At 68.2% G+C, this 17,950-nt stretch carries 14 protein-coding genes; 10 read left to right on the plus strand and 4 right to left on the minus strand.

All coding sequences use genetic code 11. The features are described 5' to 3' along the window. Positions 1-140 precede the first annotated feature (140 nt). The 9 genes from H0B56_RS13280 (at position 141) to H0B56_RS13320 (ending at position 11,718) form a co-directional block, all read left to right on the plus strand. Positions 141-1,127 carry an alpha/beta hydrolase gene (locus H0B56_RS13280; RefSeq protein ID WP_180893333.1) on the plus strand — a complete coding sequence of 329 codons (987 nt, stop codon included), beginning with the start codon at positions 141-143 and terminating at the stop codon, positions 1,125-1,127. A gap of 119 nt (positions 1,128-1,246) precedes the next feature. Then, complete coding sequence (locus H0B56_RS13285) at positions 1,247-2,911, plus strand: flavin-containing monooxygenase (protein WP_180893334.1); 1,665 nt, start codon at positions 1,247-1,249, stop codon at positions 2,909-2,911. Further along, positions 2,908-3,285 (plus strand): hotdog domain-containing protein, encoded by a 378-nt coding sequence (locus H0B56_RS13290; protein ID WP_180893335.1) that lies wholly within the window; start codon positions 2,908-2,910, stop codon positions 3,283-3,285. The genes H0B56_RS13285 and H0B56_RS13290 overlap by 4 nt, the downstream gene beginning before the upstream one ends. A 5-nt stretch (positions 3,286-3,290) precedes the next feature. Beyond that, positions 3,291-4,655 (plus strand): flavin monoamine oxidase family protein, encoded by a 1,365-nt coding sequence (locus tag H0B56_RS13295; RefSeq protein WP_343063882.1) that lies wholly within the window; start codon positions 3,291-3,293, stop codon positions 4,653-4,655. 212 nt (positions 4,656-4,867) lie between these two features. Next, positions 4,868-6,217, plus strand: coding sequence for a flavin monoamine oxidase family protein (locus tag H0B56_RS13300; protein ID WP_219632702.1), 1,350 nt, complete (start codon positions 4,868-4,870; stop codon positions 6,215-6,217). Positions 6,218-6,331: 114 nt separating this feature from the next. After that, positions 6,332-7,564 (plus strand): acyl-CoA dehydrogenase family protein, encoded by a 1,233-nt coding sequence (locus H0B56_RS13305; protein WP_180893336.1) that lies wholly within the window; start codon positions 6,332-6,334, stop codon positions 7,562-7,564. Then, positions 7,561-8,079 (plus strand): SDR family NAD(P)-dependent oxidoreductase, encoded by a 519-nt coding sequence (locus H0B56_RS13310; protein ID WP_180893337.1) that lies wholly within the window; start codon positions 7,561-7,563, stop codon positions 8,077-8,079. The genes H0B56_RS13305 and H0B56_RS13310 overlap by 4 nt, the downstream gene beginning before the upstream one ends. 38 nt (positions 8,080-8,117) lie before the next feature. Next, positions 8,118-9,677, plus strand: a complete 1,560-nt coding sequence (locus H0B56_RS13315) for a long-chain-fatty-acid--CoA ligase (protein ID WP_180893338.1) — start codon at positions 8,118-8,120, stop codon at positions 9,675-9,677. Between the two features lie 238 nt (positions 9,678-9,915). Next, the gene (locus H0B56_RS13320; protein WP_180893339.1) at positions 9,916-11,718 is read left to right on the plus strand and encodes an FAD-dependent oxidoreductase; all 1,803 of its coding nucleotides are present in this window, start codon (positions 9,916-9,918) and stop codon (positions 11,716-11,718) included. Between the two features lie 231 nt (positions 11,719-11,949). On the opposite strand, the gene H0B56_RS13325 is transcribed toward H0B56_RS13320, so the two are convergent. The 3 genes from H0B56_RS13325 to H0B56_RS13335 all read right to left on the minus strand — a co-directional run bounded on the left by H0B56_RS13325 (position 11,950) and on the right by H0B56_RS13335 (position 16,435). Next, positions 11,950-13,995, minus strand: a complete 2,046-nt coding sequence (locus tag H0B56_RS13325; RefSeq protein WP_180893340.1) for a fatty acid desaturase — start codon at positions 13,993-13,995, stop codon at positions 11,950-11,952. 35 nt (positions 13,996-14,030) lie between these two features. Next, positions 14,031-15,011, minus strand: a complete 981-nt coding sequence (locus tag H0B56_RS13330; protein ID WP_180893341.1) for a R2-like ligand-binding oxidase — start codon at positions 15,009-15,011, stop codon at positions 14,031-14,033. A gap of 119 nt (positions 15,012-15,130) precedes the next feature. Next, positions 15,131-16,435, minus strand: coding sequence for a sensor histidine kinase (locus tag H0B56_RS13335; RefSeq protein ID WP_219632703.1), 1,305 nt, complete (start codon positions 16,433-16,435; stop codon positions 15,131-15,133). Positions 16,436-16,502: 67 nt separating this feature from the next. Between H0B56_RS13335 and H0B56_RS13340 the strand changes: the two genes are divergently transcribed. After that, positions 16,503-17,171, plus strand: coding sequence for a response regulator (locus H0B56_RS13340; protein ID WP_343063883.1), 669 nt, complete (start codon positions 16,503-16,505; stop codon positions 17,169-17,171). A 27-nt stretch (positions 17,172-17,198) separates the two neighbouring features. On the opposite strand, the gene H0B56_RS13345 is transcribed toward H0B56_RS13340, so the two are convergent. After that, complete coding sequence (locus tag H0B56_RS13345; RefSeq protein ID WP_180893343.1) at positions 17,199-17,846, minus strand: TetR/AcrR family transcriptional regulator; 648 nt, start codon at positions 17,844-17,846, stop codon at positions 17,199-17,201. Positions 17,847-17,950 lie beyond the last annotated feature (104 nt).

Genomic DNA, 17,950 nt, shown 5'->3' on the forward strand with positions numbered 1-17,950 from the left:
CACGCGAGGAGTTCGCGCCCCCTCTCGAACAGCTCCGGCGTTACTTAGTCAGATGACTCAAACGCATGACTATGATGGTGCGGCACGGATCGCACCGTGTCAACACCGCCCTTGCCCCGTCGCCGGAAAGGTTTTCGCGCATGACCGAGCCCATCCCATCGAGCTGGGAGCTCCTCGACGCCGACGCGCTGCTCGCCGCCCAGGCGATGGCGGAGGCATTGCCCACGCCGGTTCGCGAACTCGGCGCCCGGGCGGCGCGCGAGCTGTTGGCGAGCACGCCGTCCGACCGTCCGTTGACGCCACTCGACCGGGTCGAGGCGGTGGCCGTGCCGACCCGTTCGGGACACGTCCGTGCACGCCTCTACCACCCGCCCGGCTCGCCGGCCGCGGGCCCGCGGCCGGCGCTGCTGTATCTGCACGGCGGCGGGTTCGTTCTCGGAACGCTCGACGGAGTGGACGAGGTCTGCCGAGCCGTCGCCGCACGATCGGGATGGGCGGTCCTCTCGCTGCAGTACCGACTCGCCCCGGAGCATCCCTACCCGTCGGCCCTCGAGGACACGCTCGACACGCTGGCCTGGCTTCGCGAGTCAGCCCTTGATCGCGGCATCGACCCGGACATGATCGCCGTCGGCGGCGACTCCGCGGGCAGCAACCTCGCCGCTGCACTCTGCCTCCACCTCAGGGACCACGGGCTCCCGACCCCCGTGTCGCAAGTCCTCGTCTATCCCCCGGTCGACGACCGCTTCTCCACGCCGTCCTGGACCCAGTTCGCCGACGCCCCCCTGCTGACCACAGCCGATGCGCGTTGGCTCTGGGAGCAGTACATCGGCCCCGGCCACGTGGGCCGCGCCGACCAGTACGCAGCCCCCATGAAGGCGGAGTCGCTCCATGGATTGCCGCCCGCCCTGATCCTCACCGCCGAGGTCGATCCGCTGCGCGACGACGCCGAGGCGTACGCCGAACGACTGCGACGCGACGGCGTACCCATTACCGCCATTCGCCACTCGGGCGTGTTCCACGGCTTCTTCACCGAGGTCGGCGTCTTCACCAAAACCGAAGCGGCCATCGATGACGTCGTCCGGCACCTGCGCGGCATCGCCCCCCGCACGACGACCTCGACTTCTTGACGGCCACCAGGCATTGACGAAGGCACAGTCCGACGTTTAGCTTCTTGGTCATACGACTCAGACTGTTGACTATCTCGGCTGTGATCTGTCGACGCATCGACCACGGGAAGGCAGCGACCATGACTGACACCACCTCCTCCACCAGCCCGATCGTCGACGTCCTGTGCGTCGGTGCCGGCTTCTCCGGCCTGTACGCCGCGTACCAGGCAGCCGAACGGGGATGGACGTTCGCCGGATACGAGGCCGCGCCCGACGTCGGCGGCACGTGGTACTGGAACACCTATCCCGGCGCGCGCTGCGACGTCGAAAGCATCTACTACTCGTACTCGTTCAGCGAGGAGCTCCAGCAGGAGTGGACGTGGAGCGAGCGTTTCGCCCCACAGCCAGAGATCCTGAGCTACATCAACCACGTCGCCGACCGCTTCGACCTTCGTAGGCTCTTCCGGTTCAACACCAAGGTGGTGGCGGCGAACTGGCTTCCCGACGAGCATCTCTGGGAGGTGACGCTCGACTCCGGCGACACCCAGCGTGGTCGCTACCTGCTGGCCGCCTCGGGCGGACTCTCGACGCCGAAGGACGTCGACGTTCCCGGCATGGAGAACTTCGCCGGGCTGACAGTGTCGACGAGCCGCTGGAACATCTCGCTCGACGACCTCGCCGGCAAGCGGGTCGCAGTCATCGGCACGGGATCGTCGGGCGTGCAATGCATCCCGCTCATCGCCGAGGTCGCCGAGCAGCTCACGGTGTTCCAGCGCACCCCCAACTACGTCTTCCCCGCTCGTAACGGTCCGCTGCACGAGGAGACGATCGCTGAGGTCAAGAGGAACTACTCCGCCATCCGCGAGGAGTGCCGGCACTCCCCCGGCGGTATCCCGGACCGTCCGGTGACCGACTGCGCCTTCGACGTCTCCGAGGAGGAGCGTCAGGAGCGCTACGAGCGGGCCTACGAACGCAGCGGATTCCTCGGTGTCGGCGCGGAGTTCGCCGACCTCCTCACCGATCCGAAGGCCAACGAGACCGCTGCGGAGTTCATGCGCAACAAGATCCGCGAAATCGTCCACGATCCGCGGACCGCGTCCCTGCTGGAACCCCACTTCCACCCGCTGGGTGCCAAGCGCAGCTGCTTCGGAACCGACTACTACGAGACGTTCAATCGGGAGAACGTCTCGCTCATCTCGCTACGCGAAGAGCCGATCACCACCATGACCTCCGACAGCATCGTCACCGAGCGTGGTTCCTACGAAGTCGACGCCATCGTCCTGGCGATCGGGTTCGACGCTTTCACGGGCCCGCTGTTCGCGCTCAACGTCACCACGCCCGAGGCCGGCAGGCTGCAGGACGCCTGGAGTGACGGCGTGCGCACCTACCTGGGAGTCATGACCGCCGGATTCCCCAACTTCTTCATGATCGCCGGCCCCCAGAGCCCCGCGCTGGTGAGCAACGTCGTCATGACCATCGAGCAGGCGGTCGACTGGATCAGCGACCTGATCACCCATGCCAAGGCCGAAGGCGGTGAGGTCATCGAACCCACCACCGAGGCCCAGGACGACTGGGTGACCATCACCGAGGCCACGGTCGACCAGACGCTCTTCGCGACGACCGACTCCTGGTACCGCGGCTCCAACGTGGCCGGCAAGCCGACCACCTTCCTCGGCTATGTCGGCGGCGTCGGCAAGTACCGCCGTATGTGCACCGAGATCGCCAAGCGAGGCTACCCCGGCGTCAAGATCGGCGGGCAGGCCATTGCCCCCGGGATCGGCCGTATCGATGAGGAGATCGAATGAAAGTCGTCCACCAGCGCTACGTCGCCTACTCCGATGCCCACTACGCCGGCAACCTCGTCGACGGCGCGTACAGCCTGAAGTTGTTCGGTGATGCCGGAACCCACTTGGCGATCATCGGCGACGGCCACGAGAGCCTCTTCGCCGGGTACTCCTCGGTCGAGTTCCTCGCTGCGGTCCGAGGTGGAGACGTCATCGAGGTCGAGGCGCGCCTCGCGGCCACGGGCAACCGGAGTCGCACGATCGACTTCGAGCTGCGCGTCATCTGCCGATCTCTGGACGAGACGGGCCGGGCCGAGGTGCTCGCCGAGCCCATCGTCGCCACTCGGGCCCGAGGGACGGGTGTCGTCCCCGCAGACCACATCAACAGGAGCTGATCAGCGTGGATGTCCAGGGAGAGGTGCGCGAGGAGAACCGCGAGATCGTCGTGGTCGGTGCTGGCATGGCGGGGTTGACGGCGGCGAGCACCCTGTCCGATCGGGACGTCGTCGTGCTCGAGGCCGCCGGCCGTGCCGGGGGGCGCGTGGAGTCGGTTCGCCAGGGCGACTACTGGATCAATCTCGGCACCCAGTTCACCGAGGGAACCGGGCCACTGATCGATGCTCTGCATCGCCACCAGATCCCGATGGGAACGCTGGAGGGCAAGAAGGTGGCCCTCGCGCTGGACGGAAAGGAGGTCGACACCTCGAACCCGTTCGGCCTGATGCTTCGCTCCCGGATGAGCTTGCTGGACCGGCTCGGGCTGGCAGCAGTCGGCGCCCGCATCCTCGCTGCCGTGCCGTTCCTGGAGATGGACCCGGACAACCGCCTGGCGCAGCGGGTACGGGCGAAACTCGACGCTCGACGCGCCGACTTCGTGCTGCGCGGCGTGAGGTCCACGCTCGCTCGGGCCATGGTCCGGTCCTGGTCCGGGCAGTGGATGGGATGCGAGCCGGAGGAGACCGCCGCCACCCAGTTCGTCATCTCGATGGGCATCCTGCTGACCGACCCGGCGAAGGTACCGAACTTCTCCCTGCCGGATGGGGGAAACCAGACCCTCACCGACATCCTGGCCGCCGACCTCGACGATCGGTTACGGCTGAACTCGCCGGTGACGTCCGTGGAGTGGACCGAGGACGGTGTCGTCGTGGACTACGAGGAGGAGAACGGACCGGCGCGGATACGCGCCCGCCGGGCGATCGTGACCGTTCCCGGCGACGTGGCCGTGCGCATCATGCCCGGCCTCCCACATGAGTACCGGGCGGCGTTCGACGATATTCACTACGGCCGGTACGTCGTAGTCGGCTTCTTCACCCACGAGGAGGGTCCCCAGCGGTGGGACGACTACCTCGCGGTGTCGACGCCGCAGCTGTCGTTCCAGGCGATGTTCAACCACGCCGCGGCCCAGCGCCGCGGCAACACCCGCAAGCCCGGTGGCGCGCTGGCCTGCTTCGCCGGCGGCGCAGAAGCCGACAACCTGTTCGAGCTCACCGACGACGAGATCATCGCCCGCTTCACCACAGACCTCCTCGCGCTCTACCCCGAACTCGAGGGGAAACTCGACGAGGGGATCATCCGACGTCACCACCGGGTCGTGCCGTTCTGGCCACCCCGCGGACGCGCGTCGCTGCCAACACTGCGCCAGCACCTCGGCCCCATCCACCTGGCCGGCGACTACCAGCTCGACATGCCCTCCCTCGCCGACGCGGCCAACTCAGGTCAGCAGGCCGCCCGACAGGTCCTGGCGAGCCTGTCCCCGCGCGGCTGAGCGCCCGCAGAACAACGGAGTGACACAGACACTCCAGGCAGCCAACCCGGACGCAATCAACCTTAGGGAGACGACTCGTGGGGAATACAGCGCATCGCAGTCAAAGGATATCGCGACGCGGGGCACTGGCGGCCGGCGGCGGAATGGCCGCGGGCCTGACGCTGGGACGAACTCCCGCCGCCGAGGCAGTGCCCGGGAGCAGGAGTGCGGACGTGGTCGTCATCGGAGCTGGGATTTCCGGTCTCACCGCGGCCCGCAGGCTCGTCCAGTCCGGAGTCTCGTCGGTGCTGGTGCTGGAGGCCAACGATCGGGTCGGCGGCCGGACACTCGACCTCGACGTCGCGGACGGCGTGGTCACCGAGGGCGGCGGGGAATGGGTCGGGCCGGGCCAGGACCGCGTCCTCGGCCTCATCGACGAACTCGGCCTCTCGACGTTCAAGACCTACGTCGACGGCAAGTCGGTCTACCTGCGCAACGGAAACCGGCAGACCTACACCGGGACGGTCCCACCGCTCGGACCGGACGCGCTGGCCGACTTCGTGCAGCTGCAAACAAGGCTGGAGGAAATGGCCTCGACCGTCCCCGCCGATGCGCCGTGGACCGCGAGTGACGCCCTGACGTGGGACGGCATGACCTTCGGCGGATGGCTCGACGCGAACTCCGTCAGCGCCGAGGCCAAATGGCTGTTCACATTGGGATTCACCATCATCTTCGCCGAGGATCCGCACGAGACTTCGTTCCTCCGGGCACTGCACGCGATCGGGTCATCCGGGGGTATCGAGCACATGTTCAACACGACCGGCGGATCCCAGGAGTCGCGCATCGTCGGCGGCTCGCAGCTGATCTCGCTGCGGATGGCCGAGCAGCTCGGCGAACGGGTCGTGCTCGGCTCGCCGGTCACCGAGATCGGCCAGGAGGACGGCGGCGTGACCGTGAAGTCAGCGCGCGCCGAGGTGCGGTGCCGACAGGTGATCGTCGCCATGGCACCGGCGGATGCCGAGCGTATCCGCTTCACTCCGGGGCTTCCTGTCCGCCGGGCGGCACTGCAGCGCAAGTGGCGCAACGGCACCGAGAACAAGCTGTTCGCGGTCTACGACAAGCCGTTTTGGCGCGACGACGGTTTCAGCGGCCAGGCGCTCACGGACCTGCCGACCACACCATACGTCTCCGACAACTCGCCACCCGACGGCAGCATCGGGATTCTGGTGACGTTCATGGGTACCGCAGGCTCAGGAGACGGTCTCAAGTGGAGCGACAAACTCCTCGACAACCGCGCGGCCCGTCGCGCCGCGTTCCTCGACGATCTGACGACGCTGTTCGGGTCCAAGGCGGCGAACCCGGTTCGTTACCTCGAGAAGTCCTGGGTGGACGAGCCGTGGATCCAGGGCTGCGTCAGCACACGCGCGCCCGGCACGCTGACCCGTTACACGAACGCCGCGCGTGAGCCGGTCGGCCGCGTCCACTGGGCAGGCACGGAGACCGGGATCTTCTACGAGGGCTACATGGAAGCGGCGGTCAGCGCCGGCGAGCGCGCCGCCAATGAGGTCCGCGATGTGCTCTGACCTCGCGACAGCGGGTGCCCCGGCCGCACGGTCGGGACACCCGCCTCGATCACGAACGTCGTTACCCGGACAGGTTCTGGCGAGCCTGTCCCCGCACAACAAGGAAAGGTGATCATGACCGCCTCACAGGATCCCGCCCGTCAGGCGGATCGGCTGTACCACGATCTTCTCTCTCCCACCGAGACGCTGGAGGTGCGCGACCGGGTGCGCAAGGTCGCCGCCGAGGTCGTCGCCCCTGCCGCGCGCCGGATCGCCGGCGGGGACGAGCGCGTCGACGGCTTCCCGCGGGACGTCTTCGACGGCCTTGCCTCCGCGGGCCTGTTCCGGGTGCCCTACGGGTCCGAGATGGGTGGGGACGGCCTGGCGCACCCGGTCACGGCGACGGCCGCCGCGATCGAGGAGCTGGCCTACTACTCCAGCAGCATCGCGGCGGTGTTCGACGTGCACGGCATCCTGGCCGGCAACGCGCTGACCCACGGCACCCCCGCACAGCAACAGCGCTGGCTGCGACCTGTGGCTGACGGGTCGCTGGTCGGTGCCTTCGCCACCACCGAGCCGGAGGCCTCCTCCGACCTGAGCCCGCACGCGGTGCAGACCGTCGCCGTCCAGCACGGCGACAGGTGGGTCCTCACCGGCCGCAAACGCTGGATCTCCAACTCCCCGGTCGCCGGCTTCGTCGTCACCCTCGCCCGCACCGGCGAGAAGCTGTCGATGTTCATCGTCGACACCTCACTGCCCGGAGTGCGCGTCGGCGAGCCCGACCAGAAAATGGGCAACCGCGGCCAGCTCACCGCCGACGTGTGGTTCGACGACGTCGAGCTGGACAACGACGCCCTGCTCGGCGGCCAGCCCGGACACGGACTCCGCCACGCGCTCGCCACGCTCACGCTCGGCCGCATCGGCATCGCCGCGGCCGGTGTCGGCATGGCCCAGGCCGCGTTCGACCACGCTGTCGCGCACCTGTCCACCCGGGAGGCGTTCGGACGGAAACTGGCCGCCAACCAGCACTGGCAGTTCCTGCTTGCCGACCGCGCCACGGAGATCGACAACGCCCGCACCCTCTACCTCAAGGCCGCGCTGCGCCGCGACGCCGGCGAGACCTTCCCCGAACCGGAAGCCGCCATGGCGAAGCAATACGGAAGCCGGCTGGCGGTCGACATGGCCCGCGACGCCGTCCAGGCCTTCGGTGGGCTCGGCTTCGCCCGCGAACTCAGCGCCGACAGCACACCGGGACCGGTCGAGGCCATCTACCGCGACAGCAAGATCGGCGAGATCTACGAAGGCACCAACGAGATCCAGAAATGGATCATCGCACGGAACATCTTCGGCAAGGGCATCACCGGATGAACCTCGCAGGCCGCACCCTGCTCATGTCCGGCGGCAGCCGCGGCGTCGGCCTGGCGATCGCCGTCGCCGCCGCCCGCCACGGCGCCAACCTGATCCTGCTGGCCAAAACCGACACGCCGGATCCCCGCTTGTCCGGCACCATCCACACCGCAGCCGCGGAGATCGAGGCCGCGGGCGGCAGTGCACTCGCCGTCGTCGGGGACGTACGCGACGAGGCATCCGTACAGCGCGCGATCGAACACGGCATCGCCGCCAACTGCCTGTGGCCCGAAACCTACATCGCCACCGACGCCGTGAAGAACATCCTCGGTGGCGACGCCGCGACGGACAGATCACGCACACACCAGATCGTCGCCGACGCCGCCACCACGATCCTCCAACAACCCGCACGCGAATGCACCGGCAACACCTACCTCGACGTGGAGGTGCTCCGCGACGCCGGAACCACCGACCTCACACCCTACGGCGGCACGAGAGACCTCGAATACGACATCTTCGTCGACCCACCCCGATGACCAGCGACCTCCACCACGAAGACCACGAGGGAGTCACCATGCTGAACCTGTCGATCCTGCTCGAGGACTCGGCCCGCACCTACCCCGATCGCGATGCCATCGTGCTGGGCGCGACCCGCCTGACGTACGCCCAAGTCGACGGAGCCGCGAACCAGGTCGCGAACCTGCTCGTACAGCGCGGGATCGAGCCCGGCGACAAGGTCGCCCTGATGTGCCCGAACCTGCCGTACTTCCCGATCGTCTATTACGGCATCCTCAAGGCCGGTGCCGTCGTCGTACCGCTGAACGTGCTGCTCAAGGGCCGCGAGGTCGCCTATCACCTCCAGGACTCCGACGCGAAGGCGCTGTTCGCCTTCGAAGGCACCGCGGAACTGCCGATCGGATCCGAGGCCAAGGCCGGATTCGACCAGGTCGGAACCTGCACGGAGTTCCTGGTCGTCACGGGTGACCCGGCCGGATCCTCACAGATCGAGGGAACGGAGACCTTCGGCCAGGCCGTGGCGAACCAGCCCGCGACCTTCGAGACGGTGGCCACCGACCAGGACGACACCGCGGTCATCCTCTACACCTCCGGCACCACCGGCCAGCCCAAGGGCGCCGAGCTGCGCCACCGCAACATGCGCGACAACGCGCTGGCCAGCAGGGAGCTGTTCGGCTGCGACGCAAGCCGGCCGGACACCTACTTGTGCGTGCTGCCGCTCTTCCACTCCTTTGGCCAGACCGTCATCCAGAACGCCGGCTTCGCCTTCGGTGGCACCGTGGTGATGTTGCCCCGCTTCGAACCGGGCCCCGCGATCGACGCCATGCTGAAGGAGTCGGTAACGGTCTTCGCCGGCGTCCCGACGATGTACTGGGGTCTGCTCGGCGCACTCCAGCAGGACACCGACATGGAGACCCTCGGGCGGAACCTCCGGATGGCGATCGCCGGTGGCGCCTCGCTCCCTGCCGAGATTCACCGTGAGGTCGAGAAGCGGTTCGGCGTCTCGATCTCGGAGGGCTACGGCCTTTCCGAGACCTCCCCCGTGGCCTCGTTCGCGCCGTACGGCGAACCACCGCGCCCCGGCTCCATCGGCAAGCCCATCCCCGGCGTCGAGATGACGCTCATCGAGCCGGAATCCTGGGCCGAGATCGAATGGTCCCCGGACGCGATCGGCGAGATCGCCATCAAGGGACACAACGTGATGAAGGGCTACTACAAGCGCCCCGACGCGACCGCCGAGGTCATCGACGCGAACGGCTGGTTCCGCACCGGCGACCTCGCACGACGCGACGAGGACGGCTACTACTACATTGTCGACCGGTCGAAGGATCTCATCATCCGGGGCGGCTTCAACGTCTACCCGCGGGAGGTCGAAGAGATCCTCATGACCCACCCGGACGTCAGCCTCGCCGCCGTCGTCGGCGTCCCCCACGACACCCATGGCGAGGAGGTCAAGGCCTTCGTCATCCTCCAACCCGGCTCCTCCCGCACCACCGACCAGCTCATCGCCTGGGCCAAGGAGCAGATGGCGTCCTACAAGTACCCCCGCATCGTCGAGCTCGTCGACTCGCTGCCGATGACCGCCACCGGGAAGGTCCTCAAGCGCGAGCTGGCGTGAAGCACGTCAACGACCACTCCGCCGGCCTCGGGCGCATGAGCTTGCTGCGTGAGCGTCGCGAGCACGGCGTCGAGCTCCTGCGGAGATCGTCGCCGGCTGTGACCTCCGGGTCGCAGGCGACAACCTCGAACTCGCGTTGGCCGGGGCCCGCCTGGGCGTGCCGGTCGGACCGGCAACACCCCGGTGCAGACGCGTTACCCCACAGACGAGGCGTGAGCCGCACGCGAAGGAGAGCCCGATGACAGGGAATCAGCCCGTGGCCGCTGGCCATCACATCCTCGTCGAGGCCGAGGAGTTCGAGGACTTCGGTGGGTGGACGCTGGACTCTCAGTTCGAGATGGAGATGGGGTCGCCGTACCTTCTGGCTCACGGTCTGGGTGTCCCCGTCGCCGATGCCACCACGTCGATCGACGTCGAGCAGGCCGGCTCCTATCGCGTATGGGTGCGTGCCAAGGATTGGGTGCCCTCCCACCATCCCGGCCGGTTCGCCGTCTCGGTCAACGGCGAGCGGCTGCCGGTCGAGTTCGGCGCGAACGGTAGCGACTGGAGCTGGGAGAATGCCGGCCGGATCGACCTCGCTGAAGGCCGAGCCACGATCACCCTCACGGACCTGACCGGGTTCGATGGTCGATGTGATGCCATCTACCTGACCACCAGCGACACCGAACCACCCAACGGGATCGATCCCGACACTCGTGCCTGGCGACGTCAGCTCCGCGGGCTGCCGGACCATCCGGTCGACGGCGGATCGTTCGACCTGGTGGTCGCCGGCGGTGGCGTCACCGGCGCTGCGGCCGCGCTGGCAGCAGGACGTCTCGGCCTGACGGTCGCCCTCATCCAGAACCGCCCGGTCCTGGGCGGCAACGCGAGCACCGAGATCGGACTCACTCCCCGAGGAGAGAGGGGTCCCCTCATCAAGGCACTGTCCGCGCGGTCCGAGGACGGCGATCTCACGGCTCTCGATCTCCTGCGTGCGGAACCGACCGTGTCGGTGTTCCTCGAGCACCAGATCTTCGACGTCGCCCGTAACGGTGACCGGATCGTCTCGGTCGACGCCCGCGACGCCCGCTCCGGACGCGAGACCCGATTCCGTGGGGCGACGTTCATCGACTGCACGGGCACCGCGATCCGCGGCCTGCTCGCCGGCGCCGAGACCATGTTCGGATACGAGAGCCGAGCCGAGTTCAACGAGCCACTCGCTCCCGAGGAGCGTTTCGAGTCGCACCACGGAAACACCTTGTTCTTCCGGACCCGGGAACTGGACCACCCGTCCGACTTCCCCGACGTTCCGTGGGCAGTCGAGGTCGCCCAGGACTACGCCAACCTCGGCGGACAGCTCGAACGCCCTGGCGTCGACAACGTTGCAGGACCGGTCGCCGGGCCGGCCCGAACCCATGACCCGAGCATCCCCCGGCGCATGCTCAAGCCGTTTACCCACTTCTGGGAGTACGGTCACGACCTCGACCCGTACACCGACGCCGAGCACATCCGTGACCACCTCTTACGGGCGGTGTACGGCACGTTCTCCAATGTCAAGACCCTCGAACCCGAGACCTATGCGAATCTCGCACTCGACTGGGTTGCGTTCGTCCCCGGACAAGGCGAGTTCCGTCGGTACAAGGGTGCCCATGTCCTGACCGAGAACGACATCCGCGAACACCGCAGGTTCAACGACACGGTCGCCTGGAACTCCGGCGCGTTCTGCCTGCACTACCCGGGCCACGAGAAGTACGACTTCCGCCTGCGGGACTGGAAGTGGGACACCCGCGACGAAAGGCCCTTCGAGGTGCCGTTCCGGTGCCTGTACTCGGCCGACCTCGACAATCTGATGATGGCCGGAAAGCACATCAGCGTGACCCACATCGCCGGATCTGTCACCAAGTTCATGGGCAACGGTGGCCAGCACGCGATCGCCACGGCAGCCGCAGCCAAGCTCTGCCTCGAGTACGACGCCACACCAGGCGAGATCCGCGACAACCATCTGGAGGAACTCCAGAAGACGGTCGAGAAGCTCGGTGGGTCGGCCGGACATCCGGTCTGAGTGAGACCGTTCAACCGACAGTCCCGATCGCCGCCGACGTCGTCGCCCCGCCGGGACGGCTCGCCGCAGCATGCGCCCCGCACCACTGCATCGCCGTTCCGGTGGCGTGTACCCGATCACACGGTCCAGGCCGGAGCAACCGGCCCGCAGGCCACCTCCTGACGACCCGTACGGGCCACACCGCCGACGCGACACACCGACGGCGTGGCGACCTGGTCCGCGTGCTCACGGTCACGCGTCGTAGTCGACAACGATCTGCGCGGCGGTGGGGTACGACTGGCAGGTCAGGACGTACCCCTCGGCGACCTCGCGATCGCCGAGCACGAGGTTCTGCTCCATATCGACGGTGCCCTGCACGAGCCGGGCACGGCATGTGCCGCAGGCCCCACCCCTGCACGCGTACGGCGCGTCGACGTTGTTGTGCAGCGCGGCGTCGAGCACCGTACGGTCGCCCTCGACCCGGAACACCACCCGCCGGCCCCGCACCGTCGCCGCGACCGTGGCATCGACCGCGGTCTGCACGGCCTGCGGCGCGGCGTTCGTAGCGCGCTCGGGGTGGAACAGCTCGATGTGGATACGGTCGGAGTCGACGTCGTCGTTGCGCAGCGCGGCACGCACGTCCTGGACAAGCGACTGCGGCCCGCACAGGTACCACCCGTCGACCGCCAGGGGATCACCGGTCAGTCGGGTGAGCTCACTCGGCTCGATCCGCCCCGCGACGCTCGTCTCGCCATCGTCACGCTGTCGTTCGGCAGCCTCGCTGCTCCACCCGCTGAAGTGGTGCACGACGCGCAACCTGCCCTCGAACCGGCGTTCCAGCATCCGCAGTTCGTCGAGGAACATGGTGTTGTCCGGGTCGCGGTTGCCGTAGATCAGCGTGAACCGGCTGTCCTCCTCCACGAGCAGCGCCGTGGAGAGCATCGAGATGACCGGGGTGATCCCGCTACCGGCGACCACCCCGACATAGTGGCGCCGCGCGCCACCGTCCGGGCGCAGTGTGAAGCGGCCGGACGGTTCCTGAACCCCGATGCGGTCACCGGCACGCAGTCGCTGCGTGAGGTAGGTCGAGACGGTGCCGCCCGGAACCCTCTTGACCGCGATCCTGAGCAGGTCCGATGTCGCCGACGTGCAGATGGAGTACGTCCGGCGGTACGTGGTCCCGTCGACGTCGACATGGACGGTCATGTGCTGGCCCGGCACGAACCGGAACTGCTCGCGCAACTCGGCAGGCAGCTCGAAACTGATGGCGACGCTGTCCTCGGTCAGCGAGCGCACCTCGGAGACACGCAGCCGGTGAATGCGACCGGCCTCGGCAGGGTCCGAGGCGGACTCGGTGTAGAACGAGTCGGCCAGCTTGCGCCAGGCACGGTACTCACTCGCGCTCAGCTCCTTGCCCCAGGCCGTGATGATCGCCGAGTCCCTGGACACGTAGGCGTCCTCGTTGCACCGCCACGCCCGGATGTACCGGTAGAACGGGATGGCAGGGTGCAGGTGGTGCACCAGATGGTAGTTCTGGTACAGCATCAACGGCGTCAGCAGCCACTCGAGTCCTACCCGGACCCGGGTGGCACGGAATCGGTTCTGCGACTCGGTCGCCGTGAGCCCGTGATGCGGCAGCCAGTCGAACCACCACGCGAGCACCATCGCCCCGAAGCGTTGCGGGATCAGGTAGATCACCGCGAGCGACCAGAACCAGCCCCCGAGAACCGACCAGGTGATGACCCCGATGGTCGCTGCCGCCAGCGCCACCGTCTCGACCACCTCGGCCCGCGGCCGCCGCCGGATACGCGGGGCCCAGAACCAGATGTAGTAGAGATCCTGGGTGGCCCAGCGCAACGGTAGCTGCCAGACAGGGCCGTGACTCGTCCAGGCGTCCGGGTCGATACTGCGATGCTCGTTGGTGTTCCTGTGGTGCTCGATGTGGACGAACCGGAACGCAGGGAAACTCGCGAAACCCGCCACGAAGGGCGCGGACATGCGCCCGAGCGCCTCGTTGACCCGGGAGTACCGGCCCGCGGCGTGGTGCGACGCCTCGTGGAGCACCGTGAACATGAGGAAGGTGACCGCGGCGTGCATCGGTACGGTGACCCACGCCGAGACGCCGGCGCCCAGTACCGACCAGGTTGCCACGCACCACAACAGGAGCGAGGCGAGGTAGAGCAGCAGTGTCGGCACCGACACGCGCGGGACCGGTATCCCGGGGTCGGGGACACCGCGGCGCACGGCCCTGGACTCGGCCTCACTGAGCACCGGACGTTGTTCCACGGATGTCGTCACTGTCAGCTCCTCGTCGACGGCCTTGCGGGAGTTGGTCAACGGGCCGAAGCCACCGCCCGGCCCGTCACCTCGGCATCCTCCTCGGCGAAGGTGTCCTCCAGCCGCATCGGCGTGTAGTCCTCGTCGATATCGGCGACGTCGCGCCCACGCGCGCTCTCGATCGCCTTCAACCTCCTGGTGACCTTGTCCATGGCGTACTCGGTCATCTCGTCGAGATCGATCCCGAAGGGAACGCCGTCCGGGAACTGGTCGAAGATCCGGGAGATCAGCGCGAGCGAGGGCTGGATCAGCTCCTGCATCCGCGCGTCCACCACATCCCAGTTGGCGTCGTCCGCGGCGACGTGCCGGCGGCAGGTGAACGTACCCCAGGCCATGTGGCGGCGCTCGTCGTCACCGATACGCTTGATGATCTCCTGCATGCCCGGCAGGATGCCCGTGCTGTTGCACATCTTCGCCCAGGCGAAGTAGCCGGTCAGCGCGAGCGTTCCCTCCACGATGTGGTTGTAGGTCACCGAGGCCCGGATCTGGGCGGCAGGCGAGGGATCGGCCGAGAGCGCGTACAGCGACGCGGGCAGCTCCTCGTAGAAGATCGTGCGGTAGGGCTCGCTGTAGTCCACGTAGGGATGCAGGTCCTCGGTCAGCCCGACGGCGTCGAACCACATCCGGAACGACTGCATGTGCTTGGCTTCCTCGAACAGGAACTGCGTCAGGTAGGCCTCGTCGGCAAGGCGGCCCTCCGCGGCCATCGCGCTCAGGAACGGCTGCAGGTCCTGGGCGACCGACTCCTCCCCCGCCATGAAATGCGCGGCCATGGTGCACGTCAGCTGCTTCTCGTCCGGCGACATCGCGGCGAAGTCGGCCGCGTCCTTGCTGAAGTCGATGCCGGCGGGGTGCCAGAACTTGTCGTTGCCCTTCTGGAGAAGCTTCATCGGAAACGAGTCCATCCGGAGCCCGCCCGAGGCCAGGCTGCCGAACCCGGCGCGGCTTCCGTGCTCGATCACGCGGTTCGTGGTCATCGGCATCTCCACTGTCGGCGGGCAGTTGCTACCGGCAGTATCGGCGGGGTCGTACTCGTGCCGCGCGGGCCGCAGGGGCCCGTACTGGCCCTCCGGTGCCAGGTCGTGCGCCTGCCGGTTCAGTGCAACGGGACACGTACGGTCGCGGCGAGTCCGCCGCCCGGACGCACAGCGAGGTCGAGCCCGCCACGCATGGCCTGGACGATCTGCTCGACGATCCACAGGCCGAGTCCGGTACCGCCAGAGGCCTCACCGAGCGATACGTCCTTACGCTTCACCGCTTCCAGCTGTTCGGGCGCAAGACCGGGCCCACGGTCGAGCACATCGAATCGCACCTCCGTCGGGTCGACGGTGGCCGATACCTCGACGGGTTCGCCTTCGCCGTGCCGTGCGGCATTGTCGATCAGATTGGTCAACACGCGGCGGATTCGCTGGGTGTCGATCCGCACGACCGCGTCCGGTGGGGTCACGTTCAACCGCAGTCGCGGCGGGTGCAGCCCGGCCGCGTCGCTCGAGGCGAGCAGCAGCTCGTGCAACCCGACCGTACGCGGCTGGCCCGCGGGCTGCGTCGGGCTCTTGCTGGCGGTCACGTCGGAGAGCGCGTCGAGCATGGTCGACAGGTGCTCGGCGTGCTCGGCGACCAGGCGCTGCGCCGTGGCGCGCTGCTCCTGGTCGAGCCGCCCGCGTGGATCGCCGAGCTGGGCACTCAGCGCGCGCAGCGAGGACACCGGCGTGCGGAAGTCGTGCAGGATGGCGCGCAACCCGTCGTGTTGCGCGCTGTAGGCCTCGAGCAACCGGGCGCGGAGATCACGTTCCTCCTCGGCGGCGAAATGCTCGGCGAGGGCTTCCGCGTTGGCGGCGGCCCTCGCCGCGTGCGCACGCTCCGCGTACAGGGCGAGGCTGCCCCCGAACACGGCCATGAACAGCAGGTAGAGCGGCCACCACACGCCTGCGACCAGCCGCTGCTCCAGCGGTACTTCGTCCGCGTCGATGAGCAACGCGACCACGAGGTACCCGGTGCCGAGCACCGTGGCCAGCCCGATCGCCAGCCAGAGGTTCAATCGTGTCGCCGCGGCGGTGACGGCCAGGAACAGGATGGCCACGGCCGGGCTCGTGGCACCACCGGTGAGAGCGATGAGCCCCAGGGTCAGGGCCCCGTCCACCGAGGTCACGACGAGCGGGGCCGCACTACCGGGCCGTTCCCAGTGCGGCCGGAACATCAGCACGAGCGCGTAGCCCAGCGCCGCCGACAGCAGGACGGCCGTCGGGATCGGGTGGTTGCGCGTCGGATCGACACCGGCGACGAACGGCACGATGACCGACAGCACGATGGCGAGCCGGATCGAGACGATCACCCGCTCGACCGGGGCGAGATTCCCGTCCTCGTCCAGGACGTGCGGGGTGGAGCCGCCGCCGTGGCTCATGCGGACCGACCTCCTTTCCCGGCCGAGCAGTGTCGCACCCGGCAACCGGGCATGGCACACTACCGCAGTGAACGATCCGCTGCGCATCGTCATCGTGGATGACCACGGCCTGTTCGGTCAGGGCCTGGCGCTGCTGCTGTCGACGGAGGCCGGTGACCGGTTCGAGGTCGCGGGCCGCACCACGCGCGTCGAGGAGGCGGCTACGCTCGCGGCCGACTGCCGGGCGGATGTGGCGATCGTCGACCTCGCGATGCCCCCGCTCGGTGGCAGTGCGGCGATCCGCCAGATCCGTACCCGCTCGCCCGACACGCGGATCCTCGCGCTGTCCGGTACCGACGACCTCGAGCTCGCAGAAGAAGCCGTGCGGGCAGGCGCGCACGGCTACCTTCCCAAGTCGGCCGACCCGGAAGTGCTTGTCGCGCCGCTGCTGGCTCTCGCGGACGGATTCGGTGTCTTCGACGAACGGCTCGTGCACACCCTCGTCGATGCTTCGCGCAAACCCCCGCAAGACCTGGTCGACCGGCTGTCGCGTCAGGAGATTCACCTGTGGAAGCTGGTGGCAGGCGGCCTGGAGACCACGGAGCTCGCCCGCAGGATGTTCGTATCGGATCGTAGCGCCAAACGCATGGTCGCCGGCTTGCTGAACAAGATCGGCGCCGCCAACCGCATCGAGGCGGCCGGGCTCGCCGGGCAGTTCGGCCTACTGGAGCAGGAGTCGTCACCGCAGATCCGGTGACCAGGCCCGCTCCAGCCCTGACGGCGGTCAGCGCGCGGCCGGACCGCCTGCGTCGGCGCCTGCCCGTGACAGGGCGCCGTGGACGTTGCGGATCGCGAGCTCTGCGACCCGAGCGCCCGTCTCCTCGGCCGGCTCGACAGGGAACAGCATGTGGCTCACGGTCATGCGGACGATCGCGTCCACCGTCACGGCCAGCTCGCGTTGCTCGAGCTCCGGGTGGTGCGCCTCGACGAAACGCCCGACCACCCCTGCCGCCGCGCTCATGATCGCGTCGGAGCGGGTGGTCAGCAGGGGCAGCAACGAGTTCTCCCCGCCGCGCGCGCTGTCCAGGACGGCCCTGATGAGCGAGTTCGTCTCGGCTTCGCGGAGCACGTGGGTCACCATGGCGGCTATGGCGCTGCCGAGGTCGTCGGGATGCCGCTCGAACTGCTCCGCAACGCCCTGCAGGACGTGATCGGCCTCCCTCGACACGACCTCCTGGCCGAGGTGGTCCTTGGAGTCGAACTCCGTGTAGAGGGTCTGCCTGCTGATCCCCACGTTCTCGGCAAGGCGCCCCATGCGGACGCGGGCCCAGCCCAGCTCGATCGTCAGCCGCCGCGCCTCGTCGAGCACGGTGTCGCGGAGCTGCCGCCGCACCGCATCCCGGATCCGGTACGCGGTTGACGCCTGAGCCATCACTACCTCCTCCGTGCCGGACGCCCCACATCGTCACCCACCTCCGCAGCCTAACAAATCCTTGACACTGACTTGGTGCCTGACAAAATTTAAATATTGTAAGG

The organism is Haloechinothrix aidingensis (assembly GCF_013450155.1).
In the GTDB taxonomy this organism is placed as follows: Bacteria; Actinomycetota; Actinomycetes; order Mycobacteriales; family Pseudonocardiaceae; genus Haloechinothrix; species Haloechinothrix aidingensis.

Coding starts and splice junctions, on each gene's coding strand:
- H0B56_RS13280 (WP_180893333.1), top strand. CDS start 141: ATGACCGAGCCCATCCCATCGAGCTGGGAGCTCCTCGACGCCGACGCG.
- H0B56_RS13285 (WP_180893334.1), top strand. CDS start 1,247: ATGACTGACACCACCTCCTCCACCAGCCCGATCGTCGACGTCCTGTGC.
- H0B56_RS13290 (WP_180893335.1), top strand. CDS start 2,908: ATGAAAGTCGTCCACCAGCGCTACGTCGCCTACTCCGATGCCCACTAC.
- H0B56_RS13305 (WP_180893336.1), top strand. CDS start 6,332: ATGACCGCCTCACAGGATCCCGCCCGTCAGGCGGATCGGCTGTACCAC.
- H0B56_RS13310 (WP_180893337.1), top strand. CDS start 7,561: ATGAACCTCGCAGGCCGCACCCTGCTCATGTCCGGCGGCAGCCGCGGC.
- H0B56_RS13315 (WP_180893338.1), top strand. CDS start 8,118: ATGCTGAACCTGTCGATCCTGCTCGAGGACTCGGCCCGCACCTACCCC.
- H0B56_RS13320 (WP_180893339.1), top strand. CDS start 9,916: ATGACAGGGAATCAGCCCGTGGCCGCTGGCCATCACATCCTCGTCGAG.
- H0B56_RS13330 (WP_180893341.1), bottom strand. CDS start 15,011: ATGACCACGAACCGCGTGATCGAGCACGGAAGCCGCGCCGGGTTCGGC.
- H0B56_RS13335 (WP_219632703.1), bottom strand. CDS start 16,435: ATGAGCCACGGCGGCGGCTCCACCCCGCACGTCCTGGACGAGGACGGG.
- H0B56_RS13345 (WP_180893343.1), bottom strand. CDS start 17,846: ATGGCTCAGGCGTCAACCGCGTACCGGATCCGGGATGCGGTGCGGCGG.